Source organism: Microbacterium galbinum (genome assembly GCF_023101185.1).
GTDB classification, from domain to species: domain Bacteria; phylum Actinomycetota; class Actinomycetes; order Actinomycetales; family Microbacteriaceae; genus Microbacterium; species Microbacterium galbinum.
Genome location: NZ_CP078077.1, coordinates 1059983 through 1084472, shown reverse-complemented (window position 1 = coordinate 1084472; position 24490 = coordinate 1059983). Strand labels below are relative to the sequence as shown.

The following is a 24490-nucleotide window of genomic DNA, read 5'->3' as shown; positions in this document are numbered from 1 at the left end:
CCACCTGGAGACACCGTGAGGCACAACCCCGATTACGCCCTCGACGACGTCGAGACCGTGCGCGCCCTCGTGCGCGAGAACCCGTGGGCGACGATCGTCAGCCACGTGCCCGGTGAGGGACTCGTCGCCTCGCACTACCCGGTGCTGCTCGAAGAGGATGCCGAGGGCATCTCGATCGTGAGCCACGTCGGTCGCCCCGACGAGCGCCTGCACCAGCTCGGCCGGCACGAGACGATGGTGATCGTCTACGGACCCCAGGGCTACGTCTCGCCGAGCTGGTACGGCACCTCGCCGGCCGTGCCCACGTGGGACTTCGCCGTCGCGCACCTGTTCGGCACCCCCGAGATCCTCTCCGACGACGAGAACCTCGCGGTGCTCGACCGCCTCGTGAGCTGGTTCGAGAGCCCGCTACCCGACCCCTACCTGATGCATCGCACGCTCGAGAACACCGCCTACGCCGAGCGCATCGTGCACGGCACCGTGGGCTTCCGCCTGCGGGCCACCCGCATCGAGGCCAAGGAGAAGATGCACCAGGACAAGTCCCCCGAGGTGATCGCGCGCGTCGTCGAAGCGTTGCGCAACCCCGGCCCCTATGAGAACCCGAAGCTCGCCGATCGCATCGCGGATGTGAACCGCGACGTGCTCGATGGAAAGGAAGTGACCGCATGACCGCGTTCGTCGGAGTGGGTGACATGGTCGAGTGGATTTCGCGCCGTGGGGCCGAGACGATCATGACGGAGATGGCCGACACGATCGAGGCGGACTTCCGCCGGTGGGAGTCGTTCGACAAGAGCGAGCGCGTCGCCAATCACACGCCCTTCGGGGTGATCGAGCTCATGCCGATCAGCGACCCCGACGTGTACGCGTTCAAGTACGTCAACGGTCACCCGTTCAACCCGGGTCGCGGCTACCAGACGGTGACGGCGTTCGGTGTGCTCGCGGATGTGCACAACGGTTACCCGGTGTTCCTGGCGGAGATGACGATGCTCACGGCGTTGCGCACGGCGGCGACGTCGGCGATGGTCGCCCGACGCCTCGCGCGCCCGGATTCGTCGACGATGGCGATGATCGGTGCGGGCAGCCAGGCCGAGTTCCAGGCGCTCGCTTTCCGGGGTGTGCTGGGTGTGTCACGCCTGCGGATCTATGACGTCGACCCTGCGGCGTCGGCGAAGTTCGTGCGCAACCTCGCCCCGCGCGGGTTCGACATCACCGTGTGCGCCTCGGCGTCGGAGGCCGCCGCCGGCGCCGACATCGTCACGACGTGCACGGCCGACAAGGCGGTCGCGCAGGTGCTGACGGATGCCGACGTCGCCCCGGGCATGCACATCAACACGATCGGCGGCGACTGCCCGGGCAAGACCGAGCTCGACCCGCGGATCCTCGATCGCGGTCCGGTGTTCGTGGAGTACACGCCCCAGACGCGCGTCGAGGGCGAGATCCAGAACGTCGCCGCCGACTTCCCGGTGACGGAGTTCTGGCAGGTGTTGAACGGGATGGCTGCGGGGCGCACCTCGCCGGAGCAGGTGACGATCTTCGACTCGGTGGGTTTCGCGATCGAGGACTTCTCGGCGCTGCGCCACCTGCGCGCCGATCTCGTGGGCACGGGGCTGGACACCGAGATCGACCTCGTCGCCGCACCCGAGGACCCGAAGGACCTCTTCGGTTTCGCGACCTCCCCCGTCCCCGTCGCCTGACCGGCGGCCCCGCCCGCCGACCCCGACCATCCCCGCGCGCGCCGCGCGCCGAGAGGAGCAGCATGACCGAGTCCCTCACCCTGCGGGACGTGCGCCCGTACGACGGCGGTGAGCCGGTCGACGTGCTCGTGCGCGATGGAGTGATCGCCGAGATCACCCCCGCCGGAACGGTCGCACCCGCGGGCGAGGTCGTCGACGCGGGCGGTCGCTGGATCGGCCCGGGGTTCTGGGACGCGCACGTGCACTTCACGCAGCACGTGATCCGTCGCCGGCGCCTCGATCTCACCGAGACCCGCACCGCCGACGACGTGCTCGACATCGTGCGGCGGGCCCGCGCCGAGGGCGCCCCGCCGAGCGACGGGATGCTGATGGGCTACGGGTTCCGCGACGGGCTGTGGCCCGTGCCCGCCTCGCTCGCGGCCCTCGAGGCCACCGTCAGCGACATCCCGGTCGTGCTCGTGAGCGGCGATCTGCACTGCGGCTGGATGAACCGTGCCGCGGCCGCGCGCCTGGGTGTCGAGCTCGACGAGACGGGGCTGCTGCGCGAGGGGCCGTGGATCGGCATCCTGCACGATTTCGACGAGGCCGCGCAGCTGCCGGCGGATGCCTATGCGGATGCCGCGTCGGCCGCCGCCGCCCGCGGCGTCGTGGGCATCGTCGAGTACGAGAAGACCGACAACATCGCCGAATGGTCGGCGCGCACGGCGGGCGGGCTCACGAGCCTCCGCACCGACATCGCGGTGTGGCCCGACCTGCTCGAGCAGGTGATCGCCGCGGGCGTCCGCACCGGCGACATCGTCGACGAGGCGGGTCTGGTCACCTTCGGCCGGCTCAAGGTCGTCGTCGACGGCTCGCTGAACACCCGCACCGCCTGGTGCTGGGACCCGTACCCCGGCATGGACCCCGGTCACCCGCACGCCTGCGGCATGGAGAGCGTGCCGATCCCCGAACTGCGCCGCCTGCTCGAGCGCGCCCGCGGCGCCGGCATCGAGGCCGCCGTGCACGCGATCGGCGACCGCGCGAACACCGAGGTGCTCGACACGTTCCAGGCCCTCGACATGAAGGGCGTGATCGAGCACGCCCAGCTCGTGCGCGACGACGACTTCGCCCGCTTCGCCGCGCTCGGCCTGATCGCCAGCGTGCAGCCCGAGCACGCCATGGACGACCGCGACGTCGCCGACCACCACTGGGCGGGCCGCACCGGTCGCGCCTTCGCGTTCGGTTCGCTGCACCGCTCGGGCGCGACCCTGCGCCTGGGATCGGATGCCCCGGTCGCCCCGCTCGACCCCTGGGTCTCGCTCAGCGCGGCCACCGCGCGCAGCCGCGGCGACCGCGACGCCTGGCACCCCGAGCAGCGTCTTCCGCTCGACGTGGCGCTCGCGGCATCCGTTCGTAACTCGTTCGCCGTCGGGCAGCCCGCCGACCTCGTGATCGGCGACCGCGACCCCTACGCGAGCGACCGCGACGAACTGCGGTCCATGCCCGTCGCCGCCACCCTGCTCGGCGGCCGCTTCACCCACCGGGAGCTGTGATGACCACTTTCACCAACGGCCGTGTGTTCACGGGCGAGAGCGAGACCGCGTTCGCCTCGGCGTTCCGCGTCGTCGACGGGATCGTCGACTGGGTCGGCGATGCGGCGGACGTGACCGATGCGGATGCCGTCGACCTCGGCGGCCGCACCGTGCTGCCCGGACTGCTCGACAGCCACACGCACCCCGCGCTGCTCGCCGGAACCGCGGCGGCGGCGGAGTGCTTCCCGCCCGCCGTGCTCAGCGCCGACGACCTCGTGCGCGTGCTCGACGCGCACGCCGCGACGATCAGCGGGGCGGATGCCTGGGTGCTGGGGCGCGGATTCGACGACACCAAGTTCCCGGAGGGGCGGATGCCGACGGCCGCCGACCTCGACCGCATCGCCACCGATCGCCCGGTGCTGGTCTGGCGCTGCGACGCGCACTCGGCCGTCTGCAACACCCGCGCGCTCGAGATCGCCGGCATCACCGCCGCGACGGTCGACCCCGAGGGTGCACGGTTCGAACGCGACACCGACGGGAACCCGAACGGGGTGCTCACCGAGATCGCGGCGGTCAACGTGGTGGCAGCCTTCATCCCGGCGCCGAGCCGCGACGAGCAGATCGATGCGATCGTGGCGATCGGCGACGAGCTCGCCTCACGCGGCATCGTGGCGGTCTGCGACCTGCTGTCGTCGCGCATCGACCGCCCGCTCGAGACCTTCCGCGCCGCCGCCGAGCGCGGCCTGCGCACCCGCGTCGCGCTGTACCCGGGGTGGGACCCGGAGGCGCCCCTCGGGGAGTTGACCGACGACGACCGCACCGGGCCGATCCGCATCGCGGGCGTGAAGGTCGTGCTCGACGGCGCGTACTCCAACCGCACCGCCTGGGTGCACGAGGCCTACCCCGACTCCTGCGACCACGGCCTGCGTCTCGTCGACGACGCCGACGTGCTCGCGGCCGGCGACTGGGCCCGCCGCAACGGCGTGCAGCTCGCCGTGCACGCGATGGGCGACCGGGCGCTCGACCGCGTCGTGGAGCTGTTCGAGGATCAGGAGCCGTGGCTCGACGGCATCCCCTCGGTGCGCATCGAGCACGCGACGATCGTGAGCGACGCGTATCTCGCGCGACTGGGATCGGGGCGGATGTCGTTCGGCATCGCCACGCACACGGTGTTCTTCTTCGCCGAGTACGACGGCTACGAGAAGGCGCTGCGCGTCGAGCAGGTGCCGGATGCCTACCCGATCGCGCGCCTGTACGCGGGGCTCGAGCCGCTGGCACTGTCGTCGGACCGGCCGGCCACCGCGTGGAGCGGAGCCGACGACGTGATGCTCTCGGTCGAGGCCGCCGTGCGACGCCGCACCTACAACGGCATCGAGTTCGGCGCCGAGGCGGCGATCACCGTGCCGCAGGCGCTGCTGCTCTACACCTCGCGGGCGGCCTCGCTGTCGCCGCTGGAGGGCGTCGGGCGCCTCGCGCCGGGGCTCGACGGCAGCTTCGCCGTGCTCGACCGCGACGTCTTCACGGTGCCCGACGACGAGATCGCCTCCGTGCGCGTGGCCGAGACCTGGATCCGCGGCGAGCGGATGTTCCTGCGCTGAGGGTTTCATGATTTAGAGTGCTTTATTAGATCCTAATAAAGTGACCTAAAGTTAGAAACGGGTGCCATGGACAGCGCACGCAATCCCTACACGCCCAACGCCGGAGCATCGCCCGAGATCGTCGTCGGACGTGGCGAGCAGACGAAGGCGTTCCGAACTCTGCTTGGCCGGCTCGGTGCGGGGCGGACGCACCAATCCATGGTCATGGTGGGTCTCCGCGGCGTCGGCAAGACAGTGCTGCTCAACGAGTTCCGCGACATCGCTCACCAGGAGAACTGGGAGGTGATCGAGCACGAGGCGAGCAAGCACGACGATTCTCGCTTTCGCCAAACGATGGCGACGCTTCTCCGGGGAGCTTTGCTCCGACTCTCACCGCGAGCGCGCTGGACGGACAGAGGTCACCGCGCCGCGTCCGTCATCACGGCGTTCTCCGTGTCGATGGATCAGCAGGGGACATGGTCGCTGGGATGGGACGTGGAGCCATCTGAGGGGCTGGGCGACCACGGCGAACTCGGAATGGATCTCAGTGACGCGCTCGTCGCAGTCGGTGAAGCTGCGCAGGAGCGTCAGCGCGGCGTGGCGATTCTGATCGATGAGGTGCAATTCCTCAGTGCTCGACAACTGGAAGCCCTCATCCAAGCCATCCACAAGACGGTCCAACGCAAATTGCCGATCACCTTCGTCGGCGCGGGGCTTCCTCAGATCGCGGAGTTGGCCGGGGACGCCAAGTCCTATGCCGAACGACTCTTCCAGTTCCCGACGGTCGATTCGCTCAGTCCCGAGGACGCTCGCACCGCGATCACCGATCCCGCCGCCGCGGAGTCGGTGCAGTACGACGATGATGCGGTCGATCTGGCGGTGGAGATCACGCGTGGGTATCCGTACTTCATCCAGGAACTCGGATATCAAGTGTGGGAGATCGCCGAACAGAACCCGATCAGCAGGGATGACGTGGAGCAGGCGCGCGAAGCATACGAGGCGAAACTCGACAGTTCTTTCTTCCGGGTTCGACTGGATCGCGCGACGCCATTGCAGTCCGCCTACATGAGAGCGATGGCCGAGCTCGGGCCGGAGCCGCAGAAAGCCGACGCGGTTGCTCGGGTTCTGGGCAGGGAGTCGTCGCAGGTGGGGCCCACAAGGGCGGAGCTGATCGACATGGGATTGCTCTACACGCCGGAACACGGATACGCCGCGTTCACCGTCCCGGATTTCGACAAGTACATGCTGCGAGCCGTTCCAGAACTGCTCGTTCCTCCGATTCAGAAACGCAAGAAGCGCACCTGAGCCTGTCGAAGGGCCCACCCCGCGCCCCGTTCGGTGTGCGCAGCACCCATCGCCGACGGCATCCGCTCGTCGATAACCTCGCTCGGGAGCGAAGGGGCGACGATGACTGACGGAGATTTCCGGCCGCTCGAGGGCGTGCGCGTGATCGACTTCACCCGGCTGCTCGCCGGGCCGTACGCGACCATGACCCTCGCCGAGCTCGGCGCCGACGTGATCAAGGTCGAGCAACCGGGCATCGGCGACGAGACCCGGCACTGGGGTCCTCCGTTCGTGCACGGGGCGAGCGCGTACTTCCACGCGATCAACCGCGGCAAGCGCAGCATCGCGCTCGATCTCGCCGACCCCGCCGATCGCGAGACGGCGCACGCGCTGATCGGCACGGCGGATGTCGTGGTCGAGAGTTTCCGCCCGGGGGTCGCCGACCGACTGGGGATCGGTGCCGACGCGATGCGCGAACGGTTTCCACGACTGGTCTACGCCTCGATCAGCGGCTTCTCGCAGGAGGGCCCGCTCGCGGCCGAGCCGGGCACCGCCGTGACGGTCGAGGCCGAGTCCGGGCTCATGCACGTGACCGGGTACGAGGGCGCCGACCCCGTGCGCTCCGGGGTGGCGATGGTCGACATCGCGACCGGGATGTCGATGATCAACGGCGTGCTCGCCGCTCTTCTCGAACGCGGGCGCACCGGTGTCGGCCGTCGGCTGGAGTTCTCGCTGTTCGCGACCGCGCTCAGTTCGCTGGGCACGGTGATCGCCGCGACCTCGGCGGGCGGACCCCCGTCGAAGCCCTGGGGCAGCTCGCACCCGTCGATCGTGCCGTACCGCGCCTTCGCGGCATCCGATGGTCATGTCGTGCTCGGCGCGACCAACGACGCGATGTTCGCGCGTCTCGTGGCGGCGCTCGACCTGGGCGCCGTGCTCGGCGGGCCGGAGTGGGCGGGCAACCGGGCCCGCGTGGAGGGGCGCGACGAGCTCGAACGCATCCTGGCCGCGCGGGTGGGATCGTTGCCGCTCGAGACGGTGGTCGGATGCCTGCAGGCGGCGCGTGTGCTCGTGGCGCGAGTGCGCACCCCGGAAGAGGCGGCCCGCGGCCCGCAGGCGGATGCTCTCGGCCTGATCGAGCACGACGACGGGGTGTCGATCGCCCGGTCGGCGCTCGGCACCAACGGCACGGTGAGGCTGGCACGCGCGCCCGGTCTCGACGCCGACGGCGCGGCGCTCCGCGCGGAGCTCGGTCGCTGATCCGGGGACGGGGCTACCCGGCCCCGAGCAACCTCACGCGGCAGGCGAGCTCGACGGCGAAGCGGGCGTCGGGGTCGGCGAGGTCGATGCCGAGCAGCTCGCGGATGCGCCGCATCCGGTACCCCACGCCGTTCGGATGCAGCATGAGCTCGCGGCCGGCGTGCACGAGCGACCCCTCGCGCGCGAGGTACACGAGCAGGGTGCGCACCGACTGCAGCGCGCGCTCGGGGCCGAGGTCGTCGAGCGGGCGCAGGATGTCGTGCAGCAGTTCGCGGCTGATCGGCGAGGCGTAGACGTCGAGCAGCACCCGCCGCAGACCCGTGACATCGGTGAGCTCGACCCCGCCGAGGCGCCCGGCGGCGATGGCCGACTCGGCCGCGATGCGCGCCTCGGCGGCCGACTGCCGCAGCCCCAGCGCGCCGACCTGCGGGGTGCCGAGTCCGAGCGTGTAGGCCCAGTCGGAGCCGGCGATCTCCTGCGCCCGCTCCTGGATGAGCATCGCGACCTCGCGCACGCGGCGCTGATGGTCGCCGGCCCCGTGCTCCTCGGTGCAGACGAGCAGCAGGTCGTCCTGCAGGAAGGCGACGTGCCACATCTCCTCGCGCGCCTCGACGAGCTGCAGCGCGAACAGTTCGAGCGCGGGTTGCACACTGCGCGGCGCCCGGGCGTCGGGGTCGGCGGTGCCGGTCGGGGCGAGCCAGGCGACCGCGTGCGACTGGGGGAGGGGCAGCCCGAGACGCGCGGCCTGGGCGACGAAGCCCTCGGCGCGCGAGGGCTCGGCGAGTACGAGTTCGACGAGCAGGTCGGCGCGCGACTGCGTGGGGGCGAACCGGTCGCGGCTCTGCCGTTGCGCGACGCGCGAGAGCAGCGAGGCGATCACGGGCAGCGACACCTCGGTCGCGCCGTCGGTGCGATCGGCCACGAGGCGCCCGATGAGCACCTCGCCGATGAACACGGCATCCGCATCGGTCCACGCGGCGGCCTGGTCGGGGGCGATCGACAGCGCGACCCCGAGTGCCCCGCCGGCGACCGACAGGATGCTCTCGGTCGTGCTGTCTGCGGATGCCGCGGCCTCGGTCGCGAGGGCGATGGCGTGCGCGCCGCGCATCATCGCCTCCGACGCCCCGCCCGAGATGGCTCGGTCGATGGTCTTCGCGAGGTCGGCGGCGCCGACGCCCACGGCCGAGAACACGGGGACGCCGGCGCGCTCGGCGAGCACGCGCGCGGTCTCGGCGAGTGTGAGCGGGGCGGTGAAGACGAGGCCGGCGAGGCTGCGGGCGCTGGCCTGCCGCAGGGCGACGTCGATGCGGAAGGGCGGCGGCTGCTCCTCGCCGTCGATGATCGCGAGGGTGCCGGTGGCGAGGGCGTCGAGGCGGTCGACGGCGGCGAGGTCGACGCGCACGATCTGCCGGTCGTCGACGGGGCCGGCGTGCGAGCGCAGCCCGAGTCGGTCGGCGTCATCACGCAGATCCCGCAGTGTGTACTGTGCCATGCGCACAGTATGCCCGGAATCACTGGATGCAGGAAACATTGCCCGGAGGTGAACGGCTCCGTACCGTGAACACATGGCCCAGACTTCCTCCGTCGCACGCACCGCGGCTCCGATCACCGAGATCACGGCAGACGATATCGCCGCGCTCGGCGTCGGCACCGCGATCTTCGGCACCGGCGGCGGTGGCGCCGTCTACACCTCGCAGATCATGGTCGAGACCGCGCTGCGCGAGCACGGCCCCGTGCGCCTGGTGCAGGTCGACGACCTCGGCGCCGACGACGTCGTCATCCTGATGTCGGGCATCGGCGCCCCGACGGTCGGCATCGAGATGCTGGCCGCGAAGGACCAGATCCACGCGCTGCTCGCCGAGGCCGAGCGGCTGCTCGGCCGCAAGGTCACGACGCTGATGGCGGCCGAGATCGGGGGAAGCAACGGCGTGCAGCCGATCGGCTGGGCCGCCCGCCTCGGGCTGCAGATCCTCGACGCCGACGGCATGGGCCGCGCGTTCCCGGATGCCGCGATGGTGGCGATGAACGTCGCCGGCGTCCCCTGCGCATGGGCCGTGCAGAGCGACGTCGTCGGCAACATCTCGGTCATGAAGACGGTCGACCTGCACTGGCTCGAGCGTCACGCCCGCGCCCTCACCGTCGCGAGCGGCTCGATCTGCATCGGCGCGCACTACCCGATGACCGCCGACCAGGTGAAGGGCTCGGTCATCGAGGGCACGGTGAGCGCCGCCATCCGCGTCGGCCACGCCCTGATGTCGTCGTCCGATCCGGTCGCCGCCGTCGCGGCCGAGCTCGACGCCCGCGTGCTCATGACCGGCAAGATCACCGACCTCGACCGCCGCACCGTCGGCGGTTTCGTGCGCGGCTCGGTGACGATCACCGGCACCGGCGCCGACCGGGGCCGCCTGCAGCGCCTCGAGCTGCAGAACGAGAACCTGCTCGTGCTCGAAGACGGTGAGGTGCTGGTGAGCGTCCCCGACCTCATCACGATCATCGACGCCGAGACCGGCCACGCGATCACCACCGAGATGCTGCGCTTCGGCCAGCGCGTCTCGGTTCTCGCGTGGGCCTGCGACCCGATCTGGCGCACGCCCCGCGGCCTCGAACTCGCCGGGCCCCTGGCCTTCGGCTACGACTTGCCGTACGTCCCGTTCGAAGGAGCGACCCGATGACCGCCCGCGACCTCTCCATCGGCGTCGACGTCGGCGGCACGAACACCGACGCGGTCGTGCTCGACGGCGACGGCCGGGTGCTCGCGTGGACCAAGCGCGCCACGACCGACGACATCACCGGCGGAATCCGCGCCGGCATCCGCGACGTGCTCGCCGCGATCGGCGACGACCGCTCCCGTGTCTCGCGCGTCATGCTCGGCACGACCCACGCGACCAACGCGATCGTGCAGCGCCGCCAGCTCGACCGGGTCGCGATGATCCGCCTCGGCGCCCCGGCCGCGACCGAGTACCCGCCGCTGACCGGCTGGCCCGACGACCTCGTGCGCATGGTGCTCGCCGGCGCCACGATGCTCGGCGGCGGCCACATGGTCGACGGCACCCCGATCGCCCCGCTCGACCGCGACGGCATCCTGCGCTTCGTCGACGGCCTCGACGACTTCGATGCGATCGCCGTGGCGGGCATCTTCAGCCCCTCGTCGCCCGAGCAGGAGCTCGAGGTCGCCGACCTGCTGCGCGGCCACCTGGGGCAGGACACCCGGGTGTTCCTCAGCCAGGACATCGGCCCGACGGGTCTGCTCGAACGCGAGAACGCGACGCTCCTCAACGCCGCGCTCTACAGCGTCGCCCGGTCGGTCACCGAAGCGCTGGTGACGGTCGTCGCCGAGGAGGGCCTCGACGCGACCACCTTCTTCGCCCAGAACGACGGCACCCTGATGTCGCTCGACTACGCCGCGCAGTACCCCGTGCTCACGATCGGATCGGGCCCCGCGAACTCCATCCGCGGCGCCGCGTACCTCTCGGGCCACGACGACGCGATCGTGATCGACGTGGGCGGCACGACCTCTGACCTCGGCGTGGTCGTGGGTGGATTCCCCCGCGAGTCGACGCTGCCGCGCGAGATCGGCGGGGTGCGCACGAACTTCCGGATGCCCGACATCCTCAGCGTCGGCATCGGCGGCGGCACGATCGTCGACGTCGCCTCGGGCCGCGTCGGCCCGGACTCGGTCGGCTACCGCATCGACCGGGAGGGTCTGCTGTTCGGCGGCTCCACCCCGACGCTGACGGATGCCGCGGCCCTCGCCGGCAGCCCCGTCGCCGGACGCACGCTGCCCGGGCTGTCGCCGCAGGTGACCGAGGCGCTCGAGCAGGCGCTCGCGAAGGTCGCCGATCGCCTCGACGAGGCCGTCGAACGCCTCTCCCTCGGCCGCATGGACATCCCCCTCGTCGTCGTCGGCGGCGGCGGATTCCTCGTGCCCGACAGCCTCGCGAGCGCCGGCAGCATCCTGCGTCCCGACCACGGCGGCGTCGCCAACGCCGTCGGCGCGGCGATCTCGCTCGCCGGCGGCCGAGCCGATCAGATGGCCCCGATGGGCGATCGCGACCAGGCGATCGAGCAGGCATCCGAAGCCGCCATCGCGAAGGCGATCCAGGCCGGCGCCGACCCGCTGCAGGTGTCGATCGTCGAGGTCCTCGAGACGCACGTGCCCTACACCGCCCAGCCCACCGTCAACGTGACGGTCAAGGCCGCGGGCCCGCTCGCGCGGCTCTCGGCCGAGGTTCCGGTCCGCTGACCGGAAGAAGAAGACCACAGCATCCGCAGCTCCACCCCCTCACCCGAAATCAGGAGATCGCTATGAAACGCAGTACCGCAGTACCCGTGGCCGCCGTTCTCTCTGCGCTTGCGCTGACACTGACGTCCTGCGCGGGCTCGAACGATCAGTCCGCGCCCGCCGAGGGCGACTACGTCTCCGGTGGCACCTTCGTGACCGCCGTCGGCGACGACCCGGGCGACCTGAACCCGCTCAAGGCCGTCTCGCCCGACACGTTCGCGGTCGTCAGCCTCGCCTACGAATCGCTGATCGCCGTCACCGACGAGGGAGACCTCGTGCCCTGGCTCGCCGAGAGCTGGGAGGAGACGGGCACCGAGGTCGTCTTCACCCTCAAGGACGGCATCACCTGCACCGACGGGTCGGAGTTCACGGCGCAGACCGTCGCCGACAACCTCAACTACAACGCCGACCCCGCCAACGCGACCTTCTCGTACGGCTCGGTCATCGACGAGACGATCTCGGCCACGGCCGACGGTAACGTCGTGACGGTGACGAGCACCGAGAACAACCCGTTCCTGGCCGTCAACGTCGGCACCATCATGCTGGTCTGCGACGCCGGCCTCGCCGACCCGACCACGCTGTCGGACGCGACCGATGGCACCGGACTCTTCGGGCTGAGCGACGTCAAGCCGGGCGACACCTACACGTTCACCAAGCGCGACGACTACACGTGGGGTCCCGACGACGTGACGAGCGAGACCGTCGGTCTGCCCGACACGATCCAGGCGCGCGTCGTCACCGATGAGAGCACGGCCGCCAACCTGCTCGTCTCCGGCGAGATCAACGCGGCGACGATCTCGGGCGCGGACCGTGCCCGTCTCGACGGCGCCGGACTCACCCACTCGGGTGTGCGCAACCCCGTCGGCATGATCCTCTTCAACGAGAAGGAGGGGCGTCCGTTCTCCGACCCGCTCGTGCGCGAGGCGCTGTCGATCGCGATCGACCGCGACGAGGTCGGCACGGTGATCGCCGACGGCGAGGCACTGGAGTCCGTCTCACTGGTGACCAAGAACCCGCTGCTCTGCGTCGCCGACGGCCCGAAGTGGGAGCTGCCCGACACCGACCTCGACCGGGCGGCCGAGCTGCTCGACGAGGCCGGCTGGACGGTCGGCTCCGACGGCACGCGCACCAAGGACGGCCAGCCGCTGACCATCAAGTTCGTCTACAACGCCCCCACCTCGACGCACGCGGCCGCGGCCGAGCTCGTCAAGGAGACGTGGGACGAGCTGGGCGTGACGACCGAGCTGTTCGCGAACGACGCGGCGGCCTGGTCGGAGCAGCTCTGGTCGACCTTCGACTGGGACACGGGCTGGGTGCAGGTGGCACCGGGCGGCCCGGTCGTGCTGTCGACGTTCTTCGACGGCGCCACCCCCGACCAGGGCGGTCTGAACTTCATGTGGGTCGACAACCCCGAGTACTCCGCTCTCGCCGCCGAGGCCTCGAGCGCGAGCCCCGAGGAGACCTGCGGCATCTGGCAGGACGCCGAGGCCGAGCTCATCAACCGCTTCGACGTGTTCCCGGTGACCGACAACATCCTGCCGACCTACCAGTCGGGCGCGGTGTTCGAGCAGCCGAACTTCATCCAGCCGACCTCGATCCGGATGCTGGGCTGACATGACGACGACTCCTCCTCCCGCGACCGCCGAGGTGGTCGACACCACCACGGCCGCCCTGGCGGCGCGGGTGGAGGAGCGCCGCCTGCGTCGGGGGCTCTCCCCGCGCACCGCGTTCCTGCTCCGCCGCCTCGGCCGGCTCGTGATCTCACTGGCCGTGGTGATCGTCGCGTCGTTCCTGCTCATGTACCTCGTGCCCGGCGACCCCGTGCGCGCGGCGCTGGGTCAGAGCGCGACACCGCAGCTCGTCGAGGCGACCCGCACCCAGCTCGGCCTCGACCGGCCGATGTGGGAGCAGTTCTTCCGCTTCATCGGCGGTCTCTTCACGGGCGACCTCGGCACCTCGGTGCGGTTGCAGCGACCGGTGGCGGACGTGCTCGCGCAGCGCTTCCCGACCACGCTGCTGCTCGCGGTGCTCGCCTTCATCATCGCCGTGATCGGGGCGCTGCCCGCCGGCATCGGCGCGGCGGTGCTCGCGCGCTCCGGCCGTCGCCGCGGCCTGTCGATGACGCTGTCGGCCGTGCTCGGCATCCTGATCGCCGTCCCGAGCTTCCTCGTGGCGGTCGGTCTCATCTCGCTGTTCGCGGTGCAGCTCGGCTGGCTGCCGGCGGCGGGATGGGGAAAGCCGGCGGATGCCGTGCTGCCGGTCATCGCCCTCGCGATCGGCCCGATGGCGTACCTCGTGCGCATCGTGCAGGTCGAGATGCTGGCGGTGCTCGACACCACCTACATGACCACCGCCCGGGCCAAGCGCCTGCCGCGGCACCTGATCCACCTGCGGCACGCGCTGCCGAACATCGTCACCGCATCGCTCACCGTCGGCGGGCTCATCCTCGCCGGCCTCACCGCCGCGACCGTGCTCATCGAGACCGTGTTCGCGATCCCCGGACTCGGCACCATCATGGTCTCGTCGGTCGGGGCCAAGGACTACCCGATGGTGCAGGGCGTCGTCATCGTCTACGCGCTCATCGTGCTCGGCGTGAACCTCGTCGTCGACGTCATCCTCGCCACCATCGATCCGCGCTCGTCGATCACGGAGGGCTGAGACATGTCCGTGCGCAAGAAACTCCTCAACGCCACCGCGATCTCCGCCCTCGCCGGCAGCGCGCTCCTGGTGTTCCTCGCCGTCGCCGGTCCCACGATCTGGGGCCCGGCCGCCGACACCACCGATGTCTCCTCGCGGCTGCTCGGCGCGAGCGCGGCGCACCCGTTCGGCACCGACGAGCTGGGCCGCGACATCCTCGCCCGCGTGCTCACCGCGACGCGCCTCACGCTTCTGCTCACGCTCGGCGCCACGGCGATCGCGCTCGCCGGCGGCATCGTGTTCGGTCTCGTCGCGAGCATCCTGCCCAAGTACCCGCGGCGCTGGTTCACGGGCCTCCTCGACATCCTGCTCGCGTTCCCCTGGCTGCTGATGGTGCTGTTCTTCACCGTCATCTGGGGCGCGACGGCGACCGGGGCGATGCTCGCGATCGGCTTCGCCGGCATCCCCTCGTTCGCCCGTCTCGTGTACAACCTCGCCTCCTCCGTGTCGGGCCGCGACTACGTGCGGGCCGCCCGCGTGGTGGGCGTCGGGCCGGTCGGCATCCTGCTGCGGCACGTGCTGCCGAACATCGCCAACCCGTTCTTCGTGAACGCCGCCGCGACCGCGAGCGTCACGCTGCTGTCGTTCGCCGGTCTCTCGTTCCTCGGCCTCGGGGTGCAGGCGCCCGCGTACGACTGGGGGCGGATGCTGCAGGAGGGCATTCTGCGCATCTACGTGAACCCGCTCGCGGCGATCGGCCCCGGCATCGCGATCGTGCTCGCGGGTCTCGTCTTCACGCTGCTCAGCGAAGCCGTCGCCGGCAGCCGCGGCTCGGGCTTCCGCGCCGTCGCCGCCCGGGCCGCCGGCGGGGTGACGATCACCTCGCGCCGACGCAACCCGGCCCCGGCCGCCGCGGCGCCCGAGAGCGACGTGGTCGCCGAGATCACCGACCTGCACGTCGCCTTCCCCACCGCCGACGGCGGCGTGGTCGAGCGGGTGCGCGGCGTCGACCTGCGGGTCGCCCGGGGAGAGATCGTCGGCATCGTCGGCGAATCCGGGTCGGGCAAGTCGCTCACCGCGATGGCGCTCGCCGGACTCCTCGGCGACGACGCGATCATCACGACCTCGGCGCACCGCTTCGACGACCTCGACATGACCGGGCAGCTGACGGCATCCGATCGTGCCCGCCTGGGCGTCGAGCTCGGCATGATCTTCCAGGACCCGCTCACCTCGCTGAACCCCGCGCTCACCATCGGGCGCCAGCTCAGCGAGGTGCCCGAGGTGCACATGGGCATGCGCCCGAAGGAGGCGCGCGTGCGCGCCGCCGACGCGCTGACCGCCGTCGGGATCCCGGATGCCGCGAACCGGCTGAAGCAGTACCCGCACGAGTTCTCGGGCGGCATGCGTCAGCGGGCCATGATCGGCATGGCGCTCACCGGCAAGCCGCGGCTGATCATCGCCGACGAGCCCACCACCGCACTCGATGTGACCGTGCAGCGCCAGGTGATGGGCGTGCTGCACCGGGCGCAGGAGGAGACGGGAGCGGCGATCGTGTTCATCTCGCACGACATCGCCCTCGTCTCGGCGTTCTGCGACCGGGTCATCGTGATGAAGGACGGGCGGGTCGTCGAGGCGCTCTCGGCCGGCCGCATCCGGCAGGACGCGCAGCATCCGTACACGCAGGCGCTCATCGCGTGCCTCCCCGACATGACGAGCGACCGCACGCAGCCGCTGCCGGTGATCCCGCCGGAGCTGATGCCCGAGGCGTTGGACGACTCCGCGCCGACGGAGGAGCCGTCGGATGCCCGCGAGGGCTCCCACGACGGAGCTCACGAGAAGGAGGTGCCGGTGTGAACGCGCTCGAGATCACGGACCTGAGTGTCCGCTACGGCCGTACCCGCGTGGTCGAACGGGTGAGCCTGTCGGTGCCGAAGGGCCGCACGGTCGGACTCGTCGGCGAATCCGGGTCGGGCAAGAGCACGATCGCGGCCGCCGCCGTCGGTCTCGTGCGCCCCGAATCCGGATCGATCCGCGTCGACGGCGTCGAGACGGCCACCGGTGGGGCGGCCGCACGCCGCGCACGCCGCCGCATGCAGCTCGTCTTCCAGGACCCGTTCTCGGCCCTCGACCCGCTCATGCCCATCGGCGACTCGATCGCCGAGGCCCTGCGCGCCACCGGCCGCCGCTGGACCCGCGCCGAGCGCATCGCCCGCGTGCGCGAACTGCTCGCCCAGGTGCACCTCGACCCCGACCGCGCGGGGGAGCGGCCCGGCGCCTTCTCGGGCGGCCAGCGCCAGCGCATCACGATCGCGCGCGCCCTCGCGGGCGAGCCCTCGGTGCTCATCGCCGACGAGGTCACCAGCGCCCTCGACGTCTCGGTGCAGGGCGCGATCCTCAACCTGCTGCGCGAGGTGCAGCAGGAACTGGGGCTGTCGATGCTGTTCATCTCGCACAACCTCGCGGTCGTGCGGTACATCAGCGACGAGGTGTGCGTGATGCGACATGGCAAGCTGGTCGAGGCCGGGCCGACCGAAGCACTGCTCGCGAACCCCGCCGACCCCTACACGGTGGACCTGCTCGACGCGGTCCCCGTTCTCGGCGAGAGGATGCAGTTCTGATGGGTTCCGGTTCGGACGCGGGTTCTGGTTTCGACGGCGGGTTCGGGGGTGCGGCGGAAGAACTGCGCGCGCACCTCACGGCCGTGCGGCGCGAGCTGCACGGGGCGGTCGAGATCGGACTCGACCTGCCGAACACGCAGGCGATCCTGCTGCGCGAGCTCGAGGGTCTCGGACTCGAGATCACCGTCGGGCAATCGCTGTCGTCGATCACCGCCGTGCTGCGCGGCGGGCGTCCGGGCCCGGTGGTGCTGCTGCGTGGCGACATGGACGGACTGCCCATCACCGAGGCATCCGGTCTGCCGTTCGCCTCGACCTCGGGAGCGATGCACGCCTGCGGCCACGACCTGCACATGGCCGGAGTGCTCGGTGCCGTGCGGCTGCTGGTCGCCCGCCGAGACGAACTCCCCGGCACGGTCGTCTTCATGTTCCAGCCCGGTGAGGAGGGGCAGGCCGGCGGCCGCATCATGATCGAGGAGGGCGTGCTCGACGCCGCCGGGGCGCGGCCGGTCGCGGCGTACGCGATCCACGTCGACAGCGCCACCCCGCGCGGACAGCTCGTCACCCGCGAGGGCGCGATGATGGCGAGCGCCAGCGCGCTGCGCCTGACCCTGCACGGCACCGGCGGCCACGCCGCCTTCCCGCAGCTCGGTATCGACCCGGTGCCGGTGGCGGCGCAGCTCATCCTCGCGGTGCAGACCTTCGCCGCACGCCGCCTGCCCGCCACCGACCAGGCCGTGATCTCGATCACGCGCCTGAGCAGCGACTCCGAGGCGAGCAACGTGCTGGCGGCGACCGTCTCGCTCGAGGCCAACATCCGCACCCTGTCGATGCAGACCCTCGACACGGTGCGCGAGCAGCTGCCGGTGATGCTGGCGGGGATCGCCGAGGCCAACGGATGCCGGTTGGAGTCGGAGTTCATCGCCTCGTACCCCGTGACCTACAACGACCCCGCCGAGACCCGCGAGGTGCTGGAGGTGCTCGACGAGCTCGTCGGGGAGGAGCGCGTGACCCGGCTCGCGGCGCCGTCGATGGCATCCGAGGACTTCTCGTACGTGCTGCAGGAAGTGCCCGGCGCCCTCGTGTTCGTCGGTGCCGCCCCTGACTCGGGTCCGATGCCGCTGCACTCCGAGCAGGCGATCTTCGACGACGAGGTGCTTCCGCTGCAGGCATCCGTCCTCGCCGAGCTCGCCTGGCGCCGGTTGCTGCGCGGCTGAGGCCGCATCTCGTGGGGGACGCTTCGACAGGCTCAGCGACCCAGATTTCGCCGCACCCGTAACTGGGTCCCTGAGCCTGTCGAAGGGCCCCGCGGAACGGCTAGCCGTCGGCCCGCACCAGGCTTCCCGTCTCGGCATCCGTCGGGCCGAAGAGTGTGAGGGCGACCTCGGGCCCGTCGACGATCGCGCCATCCGACGTCGTGAGCCACGGGACGACGCCCTCGGGGCATCCGGCCTCCGTGCTCGACGTGAACTCCAGGCCGATCGTTCCCCCGTTCGGCCCGACCCACGTTCCGGAGTGCGAGTTGCATCCGTCGAAGGCGACCAGCGTGCCGTCGGCGCTGAGCGTCAACGTGACCGCCGCGTCGTCGGGCGACACCCACTCGCCCAGGAAGTGTTCGGATGCCGCGGCGGACGACGGTGTCGGCGAGGCCGGGGCGCTCGATGTCGTGGGAGCCGGGTCGGTGGCCGTGCATGCGACCAGGGTGGTGAGGGCGACGAGTCCCAGCGACATCCCGACCCCGTGTCGCATTCGTCGCGTTCGCTGGCTCATCGGCATCCTCTCCTGCCTCGAAGCCTCCCAGGCCGTCCCGAGGCACACAAGCCCCGCGGTGCCGCGCCCCGCAGCGGAGGAGATCTCGCGCAACGCAGGATCGAATCGAGCGGATGCTCCTGCGGAACGCGAGTTCTCCTCCGCTGTGTGCGGCCCTTCGTCTCGCTCCGCTCGCTCAGGAACCGGTTCCTGAGCGAGGAGCGCAGCGACGAGACGAAGGGCCCGCGGATGCCGTGGCTGGAAGCGCCATACGGAGACCACAGGTGTATGCGTCTGAGACATAGGCCCGTGCCTCCCGCCCTGACAGGCTGATCCCTGGCCGGCGTCAGCGGAGACGCCGCGGAAAGGGAACCCCATGACCTCGGCATCCACCGCCCGGCGCGACGCACCTCCCGCGGAGCGCTCGCAGATCCGCACGATCGTCGCATCGAGCGTCGTCGGCACGACCGTCGAGTGGTTCGACTTCTTCGCCTACTCGACGGCGGCGGCGCTGATCCTCAACAGCCTGTTCTTCCCCGACTACGACCCGCTCGTCGGCACGATCCTGGCGTTCGGCGGTATCGCTGTGGGGTACTTCGGCCGCCCGCTCGGGTCGATCGTGTTCGGGCACTTCGGCGATCGCATCGGACGCAAGCGGATGCTCGTCATCTCGCTCGTCCTCATGGGCGTCGCCACCTTCCTCATCGGTCTCCTGCCCACGTACGCCGCGATCGGGGTCGCTGCCCCGATCCTGTTGATGGTGCTGCGTTTCGTGCAGGGCTTCGCTCTCGGCGGCGAGTGGGGCGGTGCGGTCCTGCTCGTCGTCGAGCACGCCGAGCCGCGTCGTCGCGCGTTCCTCGGCAGCTTCCCGCAGGTGGGACTCGCGCTGGGGCTGACGCTGTCGACCCTGGTGTTCCTGCCGCTGGTCGCGCTCCCCGGCGACGCCTTCCAGGCGTGGGGCTGGCGGGTGCCGTTCCTCATCAGCGCGGTGCTGGTGCTGGTGGGCCTGTTCATCCGTCTGAAGATCAGTGAGACCCCCGAGTTCGAGAAGATGCGCGACGCCGGCAAGGCCGCCCGCGTGCCGCTCTGGGAGACCCTCAAGACCCACCCGGGCCAGGTCGTCTTCGCGGCCCTCAGCTTCGCCGTCATCGGCGCGGTCTTCTACATGCTGTTCACCTTCAGCCTCACCTACGGCACCCAGTTCGTCGGGCACACGCAGCCCGAGATGCTCACGATCGCGACGATCTGCTCCCTGCTGGCGTTGGTCGGGCTCCCGCTCGCGGGATGGCTCGCCGACCGCTTCGGCGTCGCGAAGGTCTTCGCCTCCGGCACGATCCTCTCGGTGCTCCTCGCGTTCCCGGCGTTCTGGCTGATCGACACCGGCAGCCTCGCCGCCGCATACGTCGCCTACATCGCGACGACGATCGGCTTCTGCGCGACCTACGGCACCCTCGGCGTGCTTTACGCACAGGCGTTCGACGTGCGCATCCGCTACACGGGCATGTCGCTCGCGCTCGGCATCGGCACGATCGTGGGCTCGGCGTTCGTGCCGATCATCTACCTCGAGCTGCTCGACGTGTTCGGCGGCTCGTGGGCGATCGCCCTCTACATGGTCGTCGCGGGCATCGTCACCCTCGTCTCGGTCACCCTGCTCCACCGCCTCTCGCGTCGCGCCGCTGCGCGTGCCGCCGCTCCCGCCCCGGAAGGATCCTCTCGATGATCGATGACGCCACCCGCGCCCTGCTCGCCGGACTCGGAGGAGTGGATGCCGCTCCCGGCTCACTCGCGGGGGTGGTGGTGGTCGACGTCACACGCGTCGTCGCCGGGCCCTACTGCTCGATGATCCTGGCCGACCTGGGCGCGACGGTCATCAAGGTCGAGAACCCCGGCGACCCCGACTACACGCGCACCTTCCCGCCGATGCTGCCGCGCGAGGATGCGGAGCCGCTGAGCGGATTCTTCGCGCAGTACAACCGCAACAAGCTGGGCGTGACGCTGAACCTGAAGAGCCCGGGTGCCGCCGAGGTGCTCGACCGGCTCGTCGAGCACGCCGACGTGCTCGTCGAGAACTTCCGCCCCGGCACGATGGACCGTCTCGGGCACGGCTACGAGCGTCTGCGTCGGGTGAACCCGAAGCTCGTGTACGCGGCGCTCAGCGGCTACGGCCAGTCGGGTCCGTACCGGCTGCGCCCCGCCTACGACAACAGCGCGCAGGCCACCGGCGGACTGTGGTCGATGAACGGTGAGGCCGGTGGCCCGCCCACCCGTGTGGGCACGATCATCGGCGACCTCGCGGCCAGCCTCTACGGCGTGATCGGGGTGCTCGCGGCGCTCCGGCACGCCGAGCAGACGGGCGAGGGGCAGCTCGTCGACATCTCGCAGCAGGACTCCGTCCTCACCCTCACCGAGAACGCCGTCGTGTCGTACACGGTCGACGGTGTCGTGCCGAAGCCCCTCGGCAATCAGCATCCGTTCGTGCGCCCGTACGAGCTGTTCCCGTGCGCCGACGGCTTCGTGTTCTTCGGCGGATACACCGACAAGTTCTGGCGCATCTCGTGCGAGACGTTCGGCAGCCCGGCCGACTGGGACGACAACCCCGACCTGCACGGTATGGCCACCCGCTTCGATGCCGAGGTCTACCAGGAGAGGGTGAAGCCGATGGTGGTGCGCTGGTTCGCCGACCGCACCAAGGCCGAGCTCGAGGCGCTCGCCGGAGACCTCGTGCCGCTGAGCGCGGTGAAGGACATCGGCGAGGTGGTCGAGGATCCGCAGATCGCCGCGCGCGGCATGATCGTCGACAACGACTACCCGGGCCACGGGTCGCTGCGCACCTTCGGGTCGCCGGTGAAGCTCGATCGCACTCCCGCGCAGACCGCGGGGCTCGCGCCCGACATGGGTGAGCACACCGATCGGGTGCTGGGAGAGTTCCTCGGCTACTCGGCCGACGAGGTCGCCGCGCTGCGCACGGGAGGCACGATCTGATGGGCATCCGTCTCGACCGCACGGATGGCATCGGCGTCATCACGATCGACCGCCCCGAGAAGCTCAACGCACTGACGCTCGCGATGTACGACGAACTCGGCGCCGCGTTCGCGGAGGTGCAGGGCGACCCGCGCATCGGCGTCGCGGTGCTGACGGGGGCGGGGGAGCGCGCGTTCTGCGTCGGCGCCGATCTGGGCGAATCGATCCCGGCGCTCACCGAGGAGCGCTTCGACATCAGCGAGTGGGATGCCGCGCACCAGAAGCACTCGACGCTCGAGAAGCCGGTGGTCGCCGCGATCAACGGCCTCTGCCTCGGCGGCGGGTTCGAGATCATGCTATCGACCGACATCCGTCTCGCCTCCGCCGATGCCCAGTTCGCGCTGCCCGAGACCGGTGTCGGCGTCGTGCCGGCCGGAGGCACGCTCGTGCGGCTCATCCGGCAGATCCCCTACGCGTTCGCGATGGACCTCATGCTGCGCGGCGACCGGATCGACGCCGAGACCGCGCTGCGGTACGGGCTCGTGAACCGGGTGGTCGAGGCATCCGCTCTGCACGACGAGGCGATCGCCGTCGCCGAGCAGCTGCTGACGAAGAGCGCCACGGCGCTGGCGACCGTGAAGCGGGCCGTGCGTGCGCTCGCCGACCTGCCCGAGTCGGAGGCGTTCCGCCTCGAGGCGGTGCTGGGCCAGCAGGCGTTCGCGAGCGACGACGCCCGCGAGGGACTCGCCGCCTTCGCCGAGCGCCGCCCCCCGCGGTTCCCGTCGCGGGGCGCATGACTGGTCCCTGAGCCCGTCGAAGGGCCCGTTCGCATGACTGGGTCCCTGAGCCTGTCGAAGGGTCCCACCCGCATGACTGGGTCCCTGAGCCTGTCGAAGGGTCCCACCCCGAGCGAGTGGGCGTGGGAAGGTGGGGGTGAGAGGAGCCTCATGGTCGAGAACACCGCGTCCGCGCTCGTGCGCGAGGTCGTCGCGGCCGCGCGCGCCGAGCCGGGGGAGCGGATGCTCGCGCTCACGCAGTTGCTCACCGAGGCGGATGCCGCGGCATCCGATGTCGAGGAGATCCTCGCCGCGGTGCAGGAGTCGCAGCAGCAGACCGCGCGGCTGCGGAGACGCACCGTCGAACTCGAGGCCCTGTTCTCGACCGCGCGCGAACTCGTGCGACTGCAGGACGTGACCGATGTGCTGCGCCGCCTGGTTCAGCGCGCGCACGAGCTCATGGGCACCGACGTCACGTACCTCTCGGAGGTCGACAACGCGCAGGGCGATCTGCGCGTGCGGTATTCGGCGGGCACGGTGACCCCGGAGTTCCGCGACCTGCTCGTGCCCGCCGGGTACGGCCTCGCGAGCCTGGTCGCCGACTCCCGCGAACCGGTCTGGGTGCGCGAGTACACGCGCATGGCGGATGCTCCGCACGACCCCTCCATCGACGATGCGGTCGCGCGCGAGGGGCTCGTCTCGTTCCTCGGCGTGCCGCTGGCCGTCGGCGACGAGGTGCTCGGAGCGCTGTTCGCCTGCAACCGGTTCGCCCACGACTTCACGCCCGACCAGGTGCTGCTGCTCTCGGCGTTCGCCGACCATGCCGCCGCCGTGCTGCACAGCGCCCGCGTGCTGGCCGAGAGCGCGGCCGCCCGCGCCCGCGCAGAAGAGGCGTACGGCGAGCTCGAGCGCCACCTCGCGGCGACGCAGATCGTCGGCGGCATCCATGAAGAGCTCACCGCCGCCGTGGTCTCGGGCGCGACCCTGATCGATCTCGTCGCGACGGTGTCGGATCGCCTCGGGCGGCGCGTGCGCGCGGTCGACGAGACGGGGCTTCCCCTCGATACGGGAGCGGACGCCCGTGCGGGCCTGCCGCGCCGCCGACCGCTCACCGATGCGATCCGGGAGAGCCGGGCGAGCGGGCATGCGGTCGCGGTGGTCGACGGGGAGCGCCGGTGGCTGGTGGTCGCGATCCTCGGTGTCGACCGGGTGCTCGGTGCGATGGTCGCCGATGACGAGGACGCCGTGCCCGACGACGTCGCCCGCCCCACGCTCGAGCGCGCCGCGCAGGTCGCCGCCCTCGTCTCCTTCAAACGCGATGCCGTCTCGGCGATCCGCGCCGAGCGCCGTGCACGCGTGCTCGGTGCGGTGCTCGACGGTTCGGCCGAGGCATCCGCTCTCTCCGCCGAGGTCGCGCGCCCGCTCGTCGGCGCGGCCGCGATCGACGTGCGCGGGCGCGAGGGTGCGCTGACGGTGGCCGCGGATGCCGTCGGCGACCACGGCCTCGTCACGGTGCGCGAACACGGGCTCGTGGTCGCGTGGACGGCATCCGTCGACGGGCCCGGGCCCGGGCCCGGGGCCGGGGCCGGGGCTGGCGGGGCCGGTCTCGTGGCCGCGACCGAGCGGGTGCGGCGGATCCTCGCCGAGAAGCTCGACGATCCGTCGGTCACCGCGGTCGTCGGCGCGACGGTCGACGGGGTGCCGGCGCTGCGCGCGTCGGTCGAGCGTGCCGTGCGCGATCTGCGGTTCCTGGGGCCGCTCGGGGTGTCGGGGGCGACCGTGCGGTCGGACGACTTCGCGCCGTATCACGTGCTCTCCTCGGGGGAGCCGGAGGCCGCGGCCCGATTCGTCGACGGGATGCTCGGGCCGGTGCGCGCGTGGGACGAACGGCGCGGCACGGCGCTCGTCGACACCCTCGTCGCCTACTTCGACGCGGGGGAGAGCCGCCAGGGGGCGGCGACCGCGCTGCGCGTGCACACGAACACGGTGCAGCAGCGGCTCGACCGGATCTGGACGCTGCTCGACGGCGACCCCGCGGATGCCGAGTACCGGTTCCGCCTGCAGGCCGCCGTGCGACTCGAGCGCCTCCGGCGGGAGTTGCTCGGGGGCTGAGGGGGTCGTGCGTGGGGGACGCTTCGACAGGC

At 71.2% G+C, this 24490-nt stretch carries 19 protein-coding genes; 17 read left to right on the top strand and 2 right to left on the bottom strand.

From position 1 onward, the window contains the following. Window positions 1-15 precede the first annotated feature (15 nt). From KV396_RS05355 to KV396_RS05330, 6 genes are all read left to right on the top strand, one after another. A complete protein-coding gene (locus KV396_RS05355) occupies window positions 16-669 on the top strand; it encodes an FMN-binding negative transcriptional regulator (protein WP_247624282.1) in 654 nt (217 codons plus the stop codon). Beyond that, window positions 666-1694 carry an ornithine cyclodeaminase gene (locus KV396_RS05350; protein WP_247957100.1) on the top strand — a complete coding sequence of 343 codons (1029 nt, stop codon included), beginning with the start codon at window positions 666-668 and terminating at the stop codon, window positions 1692-1694. Before KV396_RS05355 ends, KV396_RS05350 begins: the two co-directional genes overlap by 4 nt. A 62-nt stretch (window positions 1695-1756) precedes the next feature. After that, window positions 1757-3226, top strand: a complete 1470-nt coding sequence (locus KV396_RS05345) for an amidohydrolase (protein ID WP_247957099.1) — start codon at window positions 1757-1759, stop codon at window positions 3224-3226. After that, a complete protein-coding gene (locus tag KV396_RS05340; protein WP_247957098.1) occupies window positions 3226-4803 on the top strand; it encodes an amidohydrolase in 1578 nt (525 codons plus the stop codon). Before KV396_RS05345 ends, KV396_RS05340 begins: the two co-directional genes overlap by 1 nt. A 66-nt stretch (window positions 4804-4869) precedes the next feature. Continuing rightward, the gene (locus KV396_RS05335; protein ID WP_247633624.1) at window positions 4870-6087 is read left to right on the top strand and encodes an ATP-binding protein; all 1218 of its coding nucleotides are present in this window, start codon (window positions 4870-4872) and stop codon (window positions 6085-6087) included. Between the two features lie 102 nt (window positions 6088-6189). Continuing rightward, window positions 6190-7326 (top strand): CaiB/BaiF CoA transferase family protein, encoded by a 1137-nt coding sequence (locus KV396_RS05330; protein ID WP_247633625.1) that lies wholly within the window; start codon window positions 6190-6192, stop codon window positions 7324-7326. A gap of 13 nt (window positions 7327-7339) precedes the next feature. Here KV396_RS05330 and KV396_RS05325 read toward each other — a convergent pair whose 3' ends face one another. Beyond that, window positions 7340-8818: a PucR family transcriptional regulator gene (locus KV396_RS05325; RefSeq protein ID WP_247957097.1), complete on the bottom strand. Its 1479-nt coding sequence runs from the start codon at window positions 8816-8818 to the stop codon at window positions 7340-7342. 73 nt (window positions 8819-8891) lie between these two features. Here KV396_RS05325 and KV396_RS05320 point away from each other — a divergent pair, with 73 nt between their 5' ends. From KV396_RS05320 to KV396_RS05290, 7 genes are all read left to right on the top strand, one after another. Then, window positions 8892-9998 (top strand): DUF917 domain-containing protein, encoded by a 1107-nt coding sequence (locus tag KV396_RS05320; protein ID WP_247957096.1) that lies wholly within the window; start codon window positions 8892-8894, stop codon window positions 9996-9998. Next, the gene (locus KV396_RS05315) at window positions 9995-11569 is read left to right on the top strand and encodes a hydantoinase/oxoprolinase family protein (protein WP_247957095.1); all 1575 of its coding nucleotides are present in this window, start codon (window positions 9995-9997) and stop codon (window positions 11567-11569) included. The genes KV396_RS05320 and KV396_RS05315 overlap by 4 nt, the downstream gene beginning before the upstream one ends. A 62-nt stretch (window positions 11570-11631) precedes the next feature. Next, window positions 11632-13221 carry an ABC transporter substrate-binding protein gene (locus tag KV396_RS05310; protein WP_247624290.1) on the top strand — a complete coding sequence of 530 codons (1590 nt, stop codon included), beginning with the start codon at window positions 11632-11634 and terminating at the stop codon, window positions 13219-13221. A 1-nt stretch (window position 13222) separates the two neighbouring features. Beyond that, window positions 13223-14266, top strand: coding sequence for an ABC transporter permease (locus tag KV396_RS05305; protein ID WP_247624291.1), 1044 nt, complete (start codon window positions 13223-13225; stop codon window positions 14264-14266). A gap of 3 nt (window positions 14267-14269) precedes the next feature. Beyond that, window positions 14270-16099, top strand: a complete 1830-nt coding sequence (locus tag KV396_RS05300; RefSeq protein WP_247957094.1) for a dipeptide/oligopeptide/nickel ABC transporter permease/ATP-binding protein — start codon at window positions 14270-14272, stop codon at window positions 16097-16099. Next, window positions 16096-16863, top strand: a complete 768-nt coding sequence (locus KV396_RS05295; RefSeq protein WP_247624293.1) for an ABC transporter ATP-binding protein — start codon at window positions 16096-16098, stop codon at window positions 16861-16863. Before KV396_RS05300 ends, KV396_RS05295 begins: the two co-directional genes overlap by 4 nt. After that, a complete protein-coding gene (locus KV396_RS05290) occupies window positions 16863-18077 on the top strand; it encodes a M20 metallopeptidase family protein (RefSeq protein WP_247957093.1) in 1215 nt (404 codons plus the stop codon). Before KV396_RS05295 ends, KV396_RS05290 begins: the two co-directional genes overlap by 1 nt. Before the next feature lie 100 nt (window positions 18078-18177). Here KV396_RS05290 and KV396_RS05285 read toward each other — a convergent pair whose 3' ends face one another. Next, window positions 18178-18630 carry an META domain-containing protein gene (locus tag KV396_RS05285; protein WP_247957092.1) on the bottom strand — a complete coding sequence of 151 codons (453 nt, stop codon included), beginning with the start codon at window positions 18628-18630 and terminating at the stop codon, window positions 18178-18180. A 355-nt stretch (window positions 18631-18985) separates the two neighbouring features. Between KV396_RS05285 and KV396_RS05280 the strand changes: the two genes are divergently transcribed. The 4 genes from KV396_RS05280 (at window position 18986) to KV396_RS05265 (ending at window position 24458) form a co-directional block, all read left to right on the top strand. Next, window positions 18986-20329: an MFS transporter gene (locus KV396_RS05280; protein WP_247633634.1), complete on the top strand. Its 1344-nt coding sequence runs from the start codon at window positions 18986-18988 to the stop codon at window positions 20327-20329. Next, on the top strand, window positions 20326-21591 hold the full coding sequence (locus tag KV396_RS05275; protein ID WP_247957091.1) for a CaiB/BaiF CoA transferase family protein: 1266 nt from the start codon (window positions 20326-20328) through the stop codon (window positions 21589-21591). Before KV396_RS05280 ends, KV396_RS05275 begins: the two co-directional genes overlap by 4 nt. Then, complete coding sequence (locus KV396_RS05270; RefSeq protein WP_247957090.1) at window positions 21591-22367, top strand: enoyl-CoA hydratase/isomerase family protein; 777 nt, start codon at window positions 21591-21593, stop codon at window positions 22365-22367. Before KV396_RS05275 ends, KV396_RS05270 begins: the two co-directional genes overlap by 1 nt. Window positions 22368-22517: 150 nt before the next feature. After that, on the top strand, window positions 22518-24458 hold the full coding sequence (locus tag KV396_RS05265; protein ID WP_247957089.1) for a helix-turn-helix domain-containing protein: 1941 nt from the start codon (window positions 22518-22520) through the stop codon (window positions 24456-24458). Window positions 24459-24490: the final 32 nt, after the last annotated feature.

Coding starts and splice junctions, on each gene's coding strand:
- KV396_RS05335 (WP_247633624.1), top strand. CDS start 4,870: ATGGACAGCGCACGCAATCCCTACACGCCCAACGCCGGAGCATCGCCC.
- KV396_RS05300 (WP_247957094.1), top strand. CDS start 14,270: ATGTCCGTGCGCAAGAAACTCCTCAACGCCACCGCGATCTCCGCCCTC.
- KV396_RS05330 (WP_247633625.1), top strand. CDS start 6,190: ATGACTGACGGAGATTTCCGGCCGCTCGAGGGCGTGCGCGTGATCGAC.
- KV396_RS05320 (WP_247957096.1), top strand. CDS start 8,892: ATGGCCCAGACTTCCTCCGTCGCACGCACCGCGGCTCCGATCACCGAG.
- KV396_RS05345 (WP_247957099.1), top strand. CDS start 1,757: ATGACCGAGTCCCTCACCCTGCGGGACGTGCGCCCGTACGACGGCGGT.
- KV396_RS05305 (WP_247624291.1), top strand. CDS start 13,223: ATGACGACGACTCCTCCTCCCGCGACCGCCGAGGTGGTCGACACCACC.
- KV396_RS05280 (WP_247633634.1), top strand. CDS start 18,986: ATGACCTCGGCATCCACCGCCCGGCGCGACGCACCTCCCGCGGAGCGC.
- KV396_RS05325 (WP_247957097.1), bottom strand. CDS start 8,818: ATGGCACAGTACACACTGCGGGATCTGCGTGATGACGCCGACCGACTC.
- KV396_RS05285 (WP_247957092.1), bottom strand. CDS start 18,630: ATGAGCCAGCGAACGCGACGAATGCGACACGGGGTCGGGATGTCGCTG.
- KV396_RS05340 (WP_247957098.1), top strand. CDS start 3,226: ATGACCACTTTCACCAACGGCCGTGTGTTCACGGGCGAGAGCGAGACC.
- KV396_RS05315 (WP_247957095.1), top strand. CDS start 9,995: ATGACCGCCCGCGACCTCTCCATCGGCGTCGACGTCGGCGGCACGAAC.
- KV396_RS05290 (WP_247957093.1), top strand. CDS start 16,863: ATGGGTTCCGGTTCGGACGCGGGTTCTGGTTTCGACGGCGGGTTCGGG.
- KV396_RS05265 (WP_247957089.1), top strand. CDS start 22,518: ATGGTCGAGAACACCGCGTCCGCGCTCGTGCGCGAGGTCGTCGCGGCC.
- KV396_RS05270 (WP_247957090.1), top strand. CDS start 21,591: ATGGGCATCCGTCTCGACCGCACGGATGGCATCGGCGTCATCACGATC.
- KV396_RS05310 (WP_247624290.1), top strand. CDS start 11,632: ATGAAACGCAGTACCGCAGTACCCGTGGCCGCCGTTCTCTCTGCGCTT.
- KV396_RS05275 (WP_247957091.1), top strand. CDS start 20,326: ATGATCGATGACGCCACCCGCGCCCTGCTCGCCGGACTCGGAGGAGTG.
- KV396_RS05350 (WP_247957100.1), top strand. CDS start 666: ATGACCGCGTTCGTCGGAGTGGGTGACATGGTCGAGTGGATTTCGCGC.